We start from the raw sequence: 12,363 nt of genomic DNA on the forward strand, positions 1-12,363 counted from the left end.
ATTAAATAATTATTGTTTTATTTTGTCAAAAAAATAAGAAAAAAAAGTAAAAAAAATTTCAAAAATTATGTATTTTTTATAGTGTAAAGGACAAACTACAAAAAGGAGGTGTTTTTATGGAAAACAAAGACAAAAATAAAAAAACATCATTTTTTGAAAGAGAGGGCTTCTATATAATTCTTTTTGTATGCTTATGCATAGTTGCAGTTGTGGCAGCTTTAACAACAAAGAATAACAAAAGAGTTCAGAATAAACCTCAAACAGCACAGGTTCAAAAGGTTGATGTAAAAGAGGAAAATGATGTTGCAAAAGCATTGAAAGAAGAAACTCAAAAAAAGACTTATAACAATGCAATGGAAGTTAAGAAAGGAACTAATAGCAAAACAATATCAAATGAAGCTAAGATAGAACCTGTAAAAAATGGAAGTAAAGGTTTAGCAGTTTCTAAGTCTAAGGATCCTAATTTCATAAAACCTGTAGAAGGTGAAGTAGTTATGAAATATTCATTAGTTCCTATTCATTGGGAAACTTCAGGAACAGATAGACCACACTTTGGAATAAACATAAAAGCTAAAGCAGGAACTCCTGTAAAAGCTGTAAGTGATGGAGAAGTTAAGTCTGTTGAAGAAGGATCTTTTGGAATGACTGTAACAATCTATCATCCAGAATACAGTAAAAGAACTGTATATGCTAACTTAGATAAAAATGTAAAAGTTAAAGTAGGAGATAAGGTTAGCCAAGGAAAAGAAATAGGGAAGATAGGAACAACAGCAATAAGAGGATCTAATGAAAAGTACGGAAAAGAATTCTTACATTTTGAAGTACTTAAAGGTTCAAAAGGTGATGCTCAATCTACAAGTGAAAATCCTGAAAAATATGTAAAATACTAAATTTTTCATTTTAGCCATTTCCTAATATAAATCAGGAAATGGCTAAATAACAGAATAGTAATTTAATGGAATATAAGCGCATATTTATAAGTATATAAGGTTAAGGAGGTTGCAACTTGAAAGATTACATTGAAGAAAGAGTTATGGAAGTTGCTAATTATATTATAGAATCAAAAGCCACTATAAGAAAAACCGCCAAGGTTTTTGGAGTAAGTAAAAGTACTATACACAAAGACATGACGGAGAGGTTGCCTAAAATAAATCCACAGGTAGCTAAAGCAGCCAAAGATGTTTTAGACTTAAATAAGTCAGAAAGGCATATTAGAGGTGGTAAAGCAACTAAAATGAAATATAAAACTTTAGAAGGTTAAAATATTCCTATTTTATAGAAAAGGATTTTATTAATACTATAGCATAAAAGTCAATAAACGTTTATAATAAAAGATAGATTAATTTGTAAAATATACAAAAGAGCAGGAGTGAAAATAGGAATGTTTTTCAGAATAAATACGGATATGGGGATAGATTTAGGTACAGCCACAGTACTAGTTTATATTAAAGGGAAAGGGATTGTTCTGCAAGAACCTTCAGTTGTTGCTATAGATAAGAATTTAAATAAGGTTTTAGCAGTAGGGGAAGAAGCTAGACAAATGATAGGAAGAACGCCTGGAAATATAGTAGCAATTCGCCCATTAAGGGATGGGGTGATATCTGATTACGATATTACTGAAAAAATGTTGAAACATTTCATAAGGAAGGCTTGTGGAAATAAAAGAGTAGGAGCTCCTAATGTGGTTATATGTGTTCCTTGCCAAGCCACAGAGGTTGAAAAAAGGGCAGTAAAGGATGCTGCGGTTAATGCTGGGTCAAAGAAAGTATTTTTAATAGAAGAGCCTTTGGCAGCAGCTATAGGTGCTGGATTGGATATAACAAAAGCTAGCGGTAATATGGTTATTGATATTGGTGGTGGAACTACTGATATTGCTGTTATTTCTTTAGGTGGTTTAGTTGTTAGAAGTTCAATTAAAGTTGCTGGGGATAACTTTGACGAAGACATAATCAAGTATATAAGAAAAAAACATAAGCTTATGATTGGAGAAAGAACGGCTGAAGAATTAAAGATAAATATAGGTTGTGCATATAGAAGAGAAGAAGATATAAGTATGGAAATAAGAGGACGAGATTTAATAACTGGTCTTCCTAAAAATATAAATGTTTCCTCAGAAGAAATGAGGGAAGCTTTAAGTGAGGCAGTAAATGCTATTGCTGAATGTACTCACTCAGTATTAGAAAAAACTCCACCAGAACTTGCAGCAGATATAGCTGATAAAGGAATAGTTATGACTGGTGGCGGAGCGTTGTTAAGTGGATTAGACAAACTTATAGAAGAAGTTACAAAAGTTCCTGTTTATATTGCAAAAGAAGCTGTTTCTTCTGTTGCTCTTGGAACTGGAGAAGTATTAAATTTTATAGATAAAATCGCTGACTCTTATAAAGGACAAGACATTACTTTAATGGAGTAATTAAAAAATAACCAGTGTGTTTCAAGAGGTGATTTATACTGGCCTATATTATAGTTAAAAAACCATTATCAAATTAACTAGTATAGATGGAGTTGATAATGGTTTTTATATTTATTGAGTTGTATAATTTATGATTAAAATGAGTTGTTCAACAACTTATTTTGTTACAAATTTTAAATTATATCATGAATAAATTCCTTTCTAGTAAATAATTTAATCATTTGATTTACACAAGTTTATATATAAATGAGAATTAAAATTTTTGTGTTTTTAAACAAGACATATAATAAGAATGTATTAAAGAATGAGATATAACTTTTGCCATATTTAATACTAAATCTAATCTAATATTTCTATTTGTAAATAACTCATTATTATCACTAGAATCTACGATACCTATTATAGAAGATTCACCTACATCTGGTAGCAACTTTCCTACACCTTTACCTGGATGTATTGGATAGTTTCTAGCCTGTATCTCACCTATATTATTATTATCTCCTAGACAAGCATCTACACCTATTATATTGGAGGTAGGATGTAAAGATTTTATTTCTTTTAGTTTATCATCTATATTTAGAGCATGTATGGGAGCGGATATGGTTCCATAAACCTTTAAGGGAAAGTTTTGATATTGTAATAGTGTTCCAACTAAAGGACCTAGACAGTCTCCTATGCATCTATCAGTTCCTATACATACTATCAAAGTGTTCATATCTATATAATCTTTTAAGAAATAAGCAACTTGGTAATATGATAAATTGTCTTTATAGTCAACTTTTATTTTATTCAATAAATCACACCTCCTTGTTAATTTATATGAAATTTAAGTTAACAATATGAAAAGTTAGAATAAAAAAATATATATATGAAAGAATTAGTAAATGAGGAATAAGGAGGTATATTATGAATAAAAGGATTTTATCAGTTCTTATTATTTTTTGTACAGTAACTTTTAGCTATGTTATGATTCAATTAAGTATTAAAAGATATGAACATAAAGTTTATATAAATAATAATATAGACGATAATTACACTTCAAATAAAACAATAAATCAGAATAAGAGAAAACTAGAAAAACAAGATATAAATAAATATAAAAATGACAAGAGCAGTAGCAAAAATAAAGGAATTGAGGAAAATAAAGAAATCATTAAGGAAAATCAAAAAAGTATAGTAAAAAATAATGAAAGTAACAAAAAAAAGTTGGAACAACAGGAAAACAATAATAAAGTAAATGATAATAATGAAGTAAATGATAATATGAATACACCAAGAGATGAGCAAGTAAATGTTGAAAATAGCAGATCTGATCTTAAAGTACAAGAACATAAAAAGAAACAACCATTTTTTAAAGTGCCTACGAAGGATATAAGAGATAATTTGACATTAAGAGATAAGCAAAAGCTTATCTTATTGGCAAGAAAACTTTCACCTTTTGATTATAGTAGAATAAGGATGGATTTACATTGTGAAGATGAAGAACAAGGAGTTAGAGATGCTATTATATTAGCTAGGCAAAGATTATCACATGAGGATTATCAAAATATAAGGAATATTTTAGAAAAATTTATAAATATAGAATTAATAGAAAAAGAAAGCTAAGGAAGGTTAGCTTTCTTTTTCTTCTTTAGTCCATATATTTAACTGTTCAGTATTTGATAGTGCATTAAGTAAGTTATTTTTTAAACCAGGGATATCTTTTTCTAAATCATAAGTAAGATTTTTTATGTATTCTCTTTTAGTAAATCCATTAGCAGGACATGGATTAGAAACTATAGGGAAATGTTCTTTTTTTGCAAGAGATATTACTTGCTGTTCATCAATATAAATCATTGGACGAATTACAGTTATATCAGCTCTGCTTAAGTAAGTCTTAGGTAAGAAAGTATTTATTCTTCCTTCATAAAACATAGATAGCAAAAGTGTTTCAATTGCATCATTTTTATGATGGCCTAAAGCTACTTTAGTACAGCCTAATTTTTTAGCGTTATCATTTAAAGCACCTCTTCTTATATTAGCACATAATGAACATGGATTTTTTTCTTTTCTAATGTCAAAGACAATTTCTTGAATGTGGGTTTTGAATAAATAATAAGGTACTTGTAATTCTTGACACATCTCCGTTAAGGGAGAAAAATTAGAACCAGCACCTGGATCAATAGTTATTGCTAATAATTCAAATGGCTCAGGAGAAAACTTTTGATAAGCGTTTAGAAGCTTAAGTAGAGTTATACTATCTTTACCACCAGATAACCCAACGGCTATCTTATCTCCTGGTTCTATAAGATTATAATCAGTTACTGCTTTACGTAATCTGCTTAATAGTTTTTGCATAATTATCCTCCAACTATAGTTTAACTTTAGATTATTTTATAATTAATAGTAGTTATTAAAAATTAAAGTTTTAACTTTATATATTATAATATAGCTAAATTATTAAATAAAGAGTAATTTTAAAACTAGGTTTTACAACAATATAAAAGAAAAACTGTTCTGAAGTATATATTGAAAAACTGTGTTTAAAAAGAAAAATCAAAATGAAATAATTAGAAAAAAGAAGTTATACGAAGAAAAAAAGAGAAATATAAATAAAATTTTATATAATGAACAATTATGTACTTGAAAATAAGTTTATATGTTAGTATACTAATATTCGTTGACGCGGTAAAAAACATTAACAAAACGAAATAATGAATAAGCTGGCATGGCTCAACTGGTAGAGCAACTGACTTGTAATCAGTAGGTTCCGGGTTCAAGTCCTGGTGCCAGCACCAATTAAGGAGGAGTTCCCGAGTGGCCAAAGGGGGCAGACTGTAAATCTGTTGCGTTTCGCTTCGATGGTTCGAATCCATCTTCCTCCACCATATAAATGGGCGCATAGCTCAGCTGGGAGAGCATCTGCCTTACAAGCAGGGGGTCACAGGTTCGAGCCCTGTTGTGCCCACCATTTATGTGAAAAATTGGTTAAAATTATTATATATTAGGGAGGAGTTCCCGAGTGGCCAAAGGGGGCAGACTGTAAATCTGTTGCGTTTCGCTTCGATGGTTCGAATCCATCTTCCTCCACCATAAGACATCTATTTTAGGTGTCTTTTTATTTTGTGAACAAAGTGTAAATTCTAAAAAAATCCAGCAAAGCTTAGGTAGTTTTTTATTGACACCTTAATTTTACTATGTTAAGATTATTTTGTTTTAAACAATAGAATATTGGATAAGATAATCTTATCAAGAGAGGTGGAGGGACTGGCCCTGTGAAACCCAGCAACCTGTACAAATTGTACAAAGGTGCTAATTCCTGCAGATTATATCTGCGAGATAAGGATACTATTTAAACGCGGAAAAACCTCTTCTTAATAAGAAGGGGTTTTTATATTTTGTGGAGGGAGAGGTTATAAATGAAAAGATTGTTTACTTCAGAATCAGTTACAGAAGGACATCCAGATAAAATATGTGACCAAATATCAGATGCTATTTTAGATGCTATTTTAGAGCAAGATCCAATGGGAAGAGTTGCTTGTGAAACTGCTGTAACAACAGGCATGGTAATGGTAATGGGAGAAATAACAACTAATTGTTATGTAGATATTCCTAAAGTTGTTAGAAATACAATTAAAGAAATAGGATACACAAGAGCTAAATTTGGATTTGATGCAGACACTTGCTCAGTTCTAACAGCTATAGATGAGCAATCAGTAGATATAGCTATGGGTGTAAATGAAGCTTTAGAATCAAGAATGGGTGAAAAAGACGAACTTGAAGCAATAGGTGCTGGAGATCAAGGGCTTATGTTTGGATATGCAACAAATGAAACTCCAGAATATATGCCTCTTGCAATAAATATGGCTCATAAACTTTCAAAAAGATTAACTGATGTAAGAAAAGATGGAACTTTAGATTATTTAAGACCAGATGGCAAAACACAGGTTACAGTTGAATATGAAGATGGAAGACCTGTTAGAATTGATGCTGTAGTAATTTCTACTCAACATGGTCCAGATGTTACTCAAGAGCAAATCAGGGAAGATTTAATGAAATATGTAATAAGAGAAGTTATACCAAATGAATGGTTAGATGAAAAAACTAAGTACTATATAAATCCTACTGGAAGATTTGTAATAGGAGGACCACAAGGAGATTCAGGGCTTACTGGAAGAAAGATAATTGTTGATACTTATGGAGGAACAGGTAGACATGGTGGTGGAGCTTTTTCAGGGAAGGATCCAACAAAAGTAGATAGATCAGCTGCTTATGCTGCTAGATGGGTTGCTAAAAACTTGATAGCTGCAGGTGTTGCAGATAAGTTAGAAATAGGGCTTGCTTATGCAATAGGAGTAGCGCAACCAGTATCTTTATTAGTTAATACTTTTGATACAGGAAAAATTAGTGATGATAAGATAATTGAAATCGTTAATAAAGTATTTGATTTAAGACCAGCAGCTATTATCAAGGAATTAGATTTAAGAAGGCCTATATATAGACAGACAGCAGCGTATGGCCATTTTGGAAGAGTTGATGTAGAACTTCCATGGGAAAAATTAGATAAAGTTGAACAAATTAAAAATCTTTTATAAATAGTTATTAATTAAAGGCTAGTATTCACTAATGGATACTAGCCTTTGTTTATTAACATATTATTATGTCAAAAATAAAATACAGACCCATAGTTGAGAAATGTATACTGTTTACATTATAATTAAAAGAAGTAAATGAATTTTAGGAGAGATTTTATGAATGAGATTCAGGGATTGGTAGAAGATATTATTTTTCAAAATGATGAAAATGGATATGTAGTTGCACATATAAAGAATAAAAAAGATAGAGTAACTATTACAGGATGTATACCATATATTAGTGAAGGTCAAAATCTAAAACTATTAGGTGAATGGGTTACTCATCCACAATTTGGGCAACAATTCAATGTAAAGGCTTGTGAGGAACTTGTGCCAAATTCATTAGAAGGAATAGAAAAATATTTATCTTCTGGCATGATATCTGGAATAGGGCCTGTTACAGCCCAAAAAATAGTAGCGCATTTTGGAATGGATACTTTAGATGTGCTGGATAATAATATGGAAAGATTAAAAGAGATAGATGGAATTGGAGAAAAGAAGATAGAGACTATAGCCAATTCGTACTCTAAACATAGAGAACTTAGAAATATAATGGTTTTTTTACAAACTTACGGAGTTACAGTAAAGCAATGTATAAAAATACACAAGAGATTTGGTGAAAATTCAATAAATGTAGTAAAAGAAAATCCGTATACACTTACTGATGAAATATCAGGAATAGGATTTAAAACAGCAGATAAAATTGCAAGAAGCTTAGGAATAGATAAGGATTCTCCTTTTAGAATACAGTCTGGAATAAGATATATAGTAAACCAATTTTGCGGAATGGGAAATACATATATGCCTTTAGGAAATTTTATAAAAGAGGGGAAAAGTGTCCTTGGTGTAGATGAGGAGAGTCTAAATAAGAACCTTCAGGAATCAGCATTAAATGGTACACTTAAAGTAGAATTAATTGAAGGGGAAGAATGTGTTTTTACTATGCCTTATTATTATTGTGAGTTATCAGTAACGAGTAAAATATTAACCCTTACAACTAGTAACTATGATAAAATTAATATTAATGTAGATGAAAAGGTACGATGCTTTGAACAGGAAAATAAAATAAAATTTGCACCTATACAAGAAGAAGCAATCAAGGGAGCTTTTCAAAATGGAATAGAGATTATTACAGGTGGACCAGGAACAGGGAAAACAACTATCATTAAATGTATAACAGAAATTTTTGAAGAAGCATCAATGACGGTATTTATGGCAGCACCAACAGGACGTGCAGCCAAAAGAATGAGTGAAGCTACTGGAAGGGAATCTAAGACAATACATAGGCTTCTAGAGATGGGAATAAATGAAGAAGAGGATATGGGTTTTTTTAAGGGAGAAGAATCTCCACTCCAATGTGATGTAGTAATAATAGATGAGGCCTCTATGATTGATATACTATTAATGAATAATCTTTTAAAGGCTATACCTATGGGGACAAGACTTATAATGGTTGGAGATTCAGATCAACTTCCATCTGTAGGCCCAGGAAATGTTCTTAGAGATTTAATTGAAAGTAAATGTGTTAAAGTTGTAAGGCTAAAAGAAATATTTAGGCAGGCAGAAGAGAGTATGATAGTAGTAAATGCTCATAAAATTAATAATGGAGAGATGCCAATTTTAAATAAGAAAGATAAGGATTTTTATTTTATAAATTGTAAAGAATCAGATAAAATACTTGAAACATTAATCGGACTTATTAATAAAAGATTGCCTAACTTTAATAAAAATTGGAATAAAATTAAGGATATTCAGATACTCTCTCCAATGAGAAAAGGAACTTTAGGTGTGGTTAATTTAAATAATTGCCTTCAAAAGGTTTTAAATCCTCCTACAAATGAGAAACAAGAAATACAATTTAAAGATATAGTTTTTAGAACTGGTGATAAGGTTATGCAAACTAAAAATAACTATAACTTAAAATGGACTAAAATAGATGGATATGGTGAAGAAGAGGGACTTGGCGTTTTTAATGGTGATATAGGATATATTTCAGAAGTTGAAGATGATAAAATATCAGTAATATTTGATGATGAGAGAAAAATTATATATGATAATGTTTATTTAGACGAATTGGAACTAGCTTATGCTATGACAGTTCATAAAAGTCAGGGAAGTGAATTCCCAGTAGTTATTATGCCTATGTTTATGGGACCACCTCTTCTTATGAATAAAAATTTATTTTACACAGGTATTACTAGAGCTAAACAAATGGTTACGTTAGTAGGATTTCCAAAAGCTATTCATTTTATGATAAGTAATAATAGAAGTTTTGACAGATATTCAGCATTGAAGTGGAGAATACTTAATATATTAGGCAATGATTAATTTGCATATAAAATATAGGATTAATAAATAAACTAATTGGAGAGGATAAAGATGAGTGGAGGTTTGAAGCATTCCATTTTTAGATTGGAGAGTAAAAAGATAAGTCACCAGATATTAGAATGGGGTTTTAGTAAAGAGAGATATTTAAATGTTGTATCACCTCCATATATTTCAACAGATATATTTGTTGAAATTATTTTAAGTTTTATAAGGCAAAATAAGAAAATTTTATATATTACTAATGAAAATGATTCAGAGATAGAGATTGTTGAAAAAATCAAAAAAGAAAGCAAGTTTAGAAGATATACTTATTTAAAAGAAAATAGTAAGTTTCAAGAATCCTTGTTAATTATAGCTAGACATGAAATGGCAGATAAGCTTAATTGTAAATTTGATTTAATTATTTATGACGAAATAAAAAATTTCTCAGAATATAAGATATATGACATTATAGACATAATGAATCGTAGAGCTCATGATGATACTAAGTTAATAACTTGTTTTATAGAAAAAATTTTTCAAAATAAAAGAGAAATAGTTTTACCTGTAAGAAACAACGTATACCCTTTAATAGAACCTAAATTTATTAGTACTAGAGTAGATATAAATAAAGATATTCCTTATGTTATTTATGAATATTTAGAATGGTCTTTAAAAATCAATTCACAGAAGGTCGTTGTTTATGTGCCTTGTGAAGATAAACTATATAAAGTATATAAATACCTAGCTCTATACTGTGATAGGATGAATAAGAATATTTTGTCTTTTGTAAAAAATAAGAGTAATAAGAAGATATTAAACAATTTTTTAAAGATGAAAGAAGGATTATTAATCACTAACGATCTGTATTCAGATATAAGCAATAGCAGTGTCATGGTATTTTTTGCTGATGATAAAGTATTTGATTATAAAAAATTAGTTTATATTAGTGGAAAGGTAGGTAAAAGTGAAAAAAAACCTAAGGGTGAAGTTATATTTTTAGGAAATTGTGAAACTGAAGATATAGATAAGGCAAAAAATATAACTAGAAATTTCAACAAAGAAGCATGGGAAATGAATTTATTAAGAATATAAAATATTTATTTAATTGTTTATTAGAGGTTATTTATAGTGACAACAGGGGTTGTGTGGTTTGTAATGAATATGTAAGTGAAAATAAGATTTTATGTACTGTATGCTTAGGGAAAATAAAAAAATGCAGAGGATGTTTTGAAATACATAAAGAAAATTTAAATATTAAGTGCTATAGTGCTACATACTATTCATATATAATAAAGAGATTGATTTTAAATTTAAAATATAAATCAGATTTTAAGGCAGGAGAAGTTTTAGCTAAATATATGTTAGAAACTATAGAAAACAATAAAATGAAATTTGACATTATAACTTATGTACCTTTAACAAAACAATCTATTAAAAAAAGAGGATATAATCAAGGAAGGTACTTAGCTAAATTTATAGGAGATAAAACAAATAAAAAAGTTTATAGAATATTAAAAAAATGTAAACAAACAAAAGATCAAATAGGTTTAAGTAAAGAAGAGAGATGGAATAATCTTAAGGGTTCTTTTCAGTTTATTAATTTAAAATATTTTCAAAATAAGAATATTTTAATAGTTGATGATGTTATTACTACAGGAGCTACAGGATTTTATTGTGCTAAGACTTTAATTAAAAATGGAGCGAAAAATGTAGTGATTTTATCTGCCGCTAAGAGTAGTATATAAAATCCCACTAACTTATATTTTAACATAAATTTAATAAAATTTCTTCTAATAAATTAGGTTATAAGAAAGAAAAATAGCTAGATAAATAATAGTATGATGAGATAAATTGTTTAAAAATTTTGTTAATTCAGCTTATTGGTCTTGTTATTTATTTAAATAAATTATAAAATGTAATAAAGATAATTAAATATTAAAAGACATATGTAATATATCCAGGAAGGGGCTGACTTTATGAATATAACAGTAGTTGGTAAAAACATACCAGTGACAGAAGGGTTAAGAAATGCAGTAGAAAACAAATTGTCAAAATTAGACAAATACTTCAGTCCACATGTAAAGGCAAGTACTACTCTAAGTGTACAGAAAAATAGCCAGATAGTAGAAGTTACAATACCATTTAATGGAGTTATTTTAAGAGGCGAAGAATCTAATGAAGATATGTATGCAGCCATAGATCTAGTTGTTGAAAAGTTAGAAAGACAAATTAGAAAACAAAAAACTAAGCTTGAAAAAAGAAAGCATGGAGATGCTTTAAAATTTCAATTTATACCTGAATACGTTCCTAAAAATGATGAAAAGGGTGAATCTAAAATAGTTAAAACTAAAAGATTTCCAATAAAGCCTATGAGCAATGAAGAAGCTTTACTTCAAATGGAACTTTTAGGACATAACTTCTTTGTATATACTAATGGAGAAACAAATGAGGTTAATGTTGTATATAGAAGAAAAGATGGACAATATGGTCTTATAGAACCAGAAAATTAAAAAGGAGGATTACCTCCTTTTTTTATTTAAAAATATTGCTAAATTATGAAAGTTACCTAATACTAAATCAGGATCATGATGTGATTTTAAATAATCATCATAAGTAGTCCCATTATTTAGAATAAGAATAAGTTTTCCACCAAGCCTTTGATATTCACAGTAATCATCTGTTAATACATTTGTTATAACTACTATTCTTTTAGGAGATATATTTATAAATTTAAACAAGCTTAAAGCATTGTATGAGTAAGGTATATCATTGGGAGTAACTACATTATTAAATATGCAAGGAATATTTTTTGAAACTAAGTCATTATAGAAAGTTTCTCTATTTGTATTAGAATTATGAGTTAGAAAATAGCAATTATTTTTTTGAAGAGTACTGATAAATTTTAATGCATAAGGATCTAAGGTATTGGTCTGAGTTATTAAAGATTCTATAAAAAACACAAAACATGGTTGTTGTGGAAGCATAACTTTAGCACGTCCATTCTAGTTTATTCATAATAACAGTATA

Annotated in this window: 12 protein-coding genes, 4 tRNA genes and 1 riboswitch; of the genes, 13 read left to right on the forward strand and 3 right to left on the reverse strand. The window is 29.0% G+C overall.

All coding sequences use genetic code 11. The features are described 5' to 3' along the window. Positions 1 to 116: 116 nt before the first annotated feature. The 3 genes from OW729_RS09240 to mreB all read left to right on the forward strand — a co-directional run bounded on the left by OW729_RS09240 (position 117) and on the right by mreB (position 2,413). Positions 117 to 890 carry a M23 family metallopeptidase gene (locus OW729_RS09240; protein WP_268061208.1) on the forward strand — a complete coding sequence of 258 codons (774 nt, stop codon included), beginning with the start codon at positions 117 to 119 and terminating at the stop codon, positions 888 to 890. Between the two features lie 116 nt (positions 891 to 1,006). Further along, positions 1,007 to 1,261 (forward strand): sporulation transcriptional regulator SpoIIID, encoded by a 255-nt coding sequence (gene spoIIID / locus OW729_RS09245; protein ID WP_268061209.1) that lies wholly within the window; start codon positions 1,007 to 1,009, stop codon positions 1,259 to 1,261. A 120-nt stretch (positions 1,262 to 1,381) separates the two neighbouring features. Then, a complete protein-coding gene (gene mreB / locus OW729_RS09250; protein WP_268061210.1) occupies positions 1,382 to 2,413 on the forward strand; it encodes a rod shape-determining protein in 1,032 nt (343 codons plus the stop codon). 253 nt (positions 2,414 to 2,666) lie between these two features. Here mreB and yyaC read toward each other — a convergent pair whose 3' ends face one another. Then, positions 2,667 to 3,206, reverse strand: a complete 540-nt coding sequence (gene yyaC / locus OW729_RS09255; protein WP_268061211.1) for a spore protease YyaC — start codon at positions 3,204 to 3,206, stop codon at positions 2,667 to 2,669. 113 nt (positions 3,207 to 3,319) lie between these two features. Between yyaC and OW729_RS09260 the strand changes: the two genes are divergently transcribed. Further along, positions 3,320 to 4,018 carry a hypothetical protein gene (locus OW729_RS09260; RefSeq protein WP_268061212.1) on the forward strand — a complete coding sequence of 233 codons (699 nt, stop codon included), beginning with the start codon at positions 3,320 to 3,322 and terminating at the stop codon, positions 4,016 to 4,018. A gap of 6 nt (positions 4,019 to 4,024) precedes the next feature. Here OW729_RS09260 and OW729_RS09265 read toward each other — a convergent pair whose 3' ends face one another. Further along, complete coding sequence (locus OW729_RS09265) at positions 4,025 to 4,750, reverse strand: ATP-binding protein (RefSeq protein ID WP_268061213.1); 726 nt, start codon at positions 4,748 to 4,750, stop codon at positions 4,025 to 4,027. Between the two features lie 364 nt (positions 4,751 to 5,114). Between OW729_RS09265 and OW729_RS09270 the strand changes: the two genes are divergently transcribed. The 9 genes from OW729_RS09270 (at position 5,115) to hpf (ending at position 11,846) form a co-directional block, all read left to right on the forward strand. Beyond that, positions 5,115 to 5,190 (forward strand) — tRNA-Thr (locus OW729_RS09270). Between the two features lie 5 nt (positions 5,191 to 5,195). After that, positions 5,196 to 5,280, forward strand: a tRNA-Tyr gene (locus tag OW729_RS09275). A gap of 7 nt (positions 5,281 to 5,287) precedes the next feature. Next, positions 5,288 to 5,363 (forward strand) — tRNA-Val (locus OW729_RS09280). A gap of 37 nt (positions 5,364 to 5,400) precedes the next feature. Beyond that, a tRNA-Tyr gene (locus OW729_RS09285) sits at positions 5,401 to 5,485 on the forward strand. A gap of 150 nt (positions 5,486 to 5,635) precedes the next feature. Beyond that, a riboswitch (SAM riboswitch) is annotated at positions 5,636 to 5,738 on the forward strand. Positions 5,739 to 5,811: 73 nt separating this feature from the next. Then, positions 5,812 to 6,987 (forward strand): methionine adenosyltransferase, encoded by a 1,176-nt coding sequence (metK, locus tag OW729_RS09290; protein WP_268061214.1) that lies wholly within the window; start codon positions 5,812 to 5,814, stop codon positions 6,985 to 6,987. A gap of 156 nt (positions 6,988 to 7,143) precedes the next feature. After that, positions 7,144 to 9,354, forward strand: a complete 2,211-nt coding sequence (gene recD2, locus OW729_RS09295; RefSeq protein WP_268061215.1) for an SF1B family DNA helicase RecD2 — start codon at positions 7,144 to 7,146, stop codon at positions 9,352 to 9,354. Positions 9,355 to 9,405: 51 nt separating this feature from the next. After that, positions 9,406 to 10,428 carry a hypothetical protein gene (locus tag OW729_RS09300; RefSeq protein ID WP_268061216.1) on the forward strand — a complete coding sequence of 341 codons (1,023 nt, stop codon included), beginning with the start codon at positions 9,406 to 9,408 and terminating at the stop codon, positions 10,426 to 10,428. A 53-nt stretch (positions 10,429 to 10,481) separates the two neighbouring features. Continuing rightward, a complete protein-coding gene (locus tag OW729_RS09305) occupies positions 10,482 to 11,081 on the forward strand; it encodes a ComF family protein (protein WP_326498369.1) in 600 nt (199 codons plus the stop codon). A gap of 231 nt (positions 11,082 to 11,312) precedes the next feature. After that, positions 11,313 to 11,846 (forward strand): ribosome hibernation-promoting factor, HPF/YfiA family, encoded by a 534-nt coding sequence (gene hpf / locus OW729_RS09310; protein ID WP_268061218.1) that lies wholly within the window; start codon positions 11,313 to 11,315, stop codon positions 11,844 to 11,846. Positions 11,847 to 11,855: 9 nt separating this feature from the next. Here the strand turns inward: hpf and OW729_RS09315 are convergent, their stop codons facing one another. Further along, positions 11,856 to 12,320: a hypothetical protein gene (locus OW729_RS09315; protein ID WP_268061219.1), complete on the reverse strand. Its 465-nt coding sequence runs from the start codon at positions 12,318 to 12,320 to the stop codon at positions 11,856 to 11,858. Positions 12,321 to 12,363: the final 43 nt, after the last annotated feature.

Origin of the sequence: Clostridium brassicae, assembly GCF_026738875.1 — a bacterium.
In the GTDB taxonomy this organism is placed as follows: Bacteria; Bacillota; Clostridia; order Clostridiales; family Clostridiaceae; genus Clostridium_H; species Clostridium_H brassicae.

Excerpts from the sequence above, each read along its gene's own strand:
- OW729_RS09260 (WP_268061212.1), top strand. The coding sequence starts at position 3,320 with ATGAATAAAAGGATTTTATCAGTTCTTATTATTTTTTGTACAGTAACT.
- OW729_RS09300 (WP_268061216.1), top strand. The coding sequence starts at position 9,406 with ATGAGTGGAGGTTTGAAGCATTCCATTTTTAGATTGGAGAGTAAAAAG.
- metK (WP_268061214.1), top strand. The coding sequence starts at position 5,812 with ATGAAAAGATTGTTTACTTCAGAATCAGTTACAGAAGGACATCCAGAT.
- hpf (WP_268061218.1), top strand. The coding sequence starts at position 11,313 with ATGAATATAACAGTAGTTGGTAAAAACATACCAGTGACAGAAGGGTTA.
- mreB (WP_268061210.1), top strand. The coding sequence starts at position 1,382 with ATGTTTTTCAGAATAAATACGGATATGGGGATAGATTTAGGTACAGCC.
- OW729_RS09265 (WP_268061213.1), bottom strand. The coding sequence starts at position 4,750 with ATGCAAAAACTATTAAGCAGATTACGTAAAGCAGTAACTGATTATAAT.
- OW729_RS09315 (WP_268061219.1), bottom strand. The coding sequence starts at position 12,320 with ATGCTTCCACAACAACCATGTTTTGTGTTTTTTATAGAATCTTTAATA.
- OW729_RS09240 (WP_268061208.1), top strand. The coding sequence starts at position 117 with ATGGAAAACAAAGACAAAAATAAAAAAACATCATTTTTTGAAAGAGAG.
- recD2 (WP_268061215.1), top strand. The coding sequence starts at position 7,144 with ATGAATGAGATTCAGGGATTGGTAGAAGATATTATTTTTCAAAATGAT.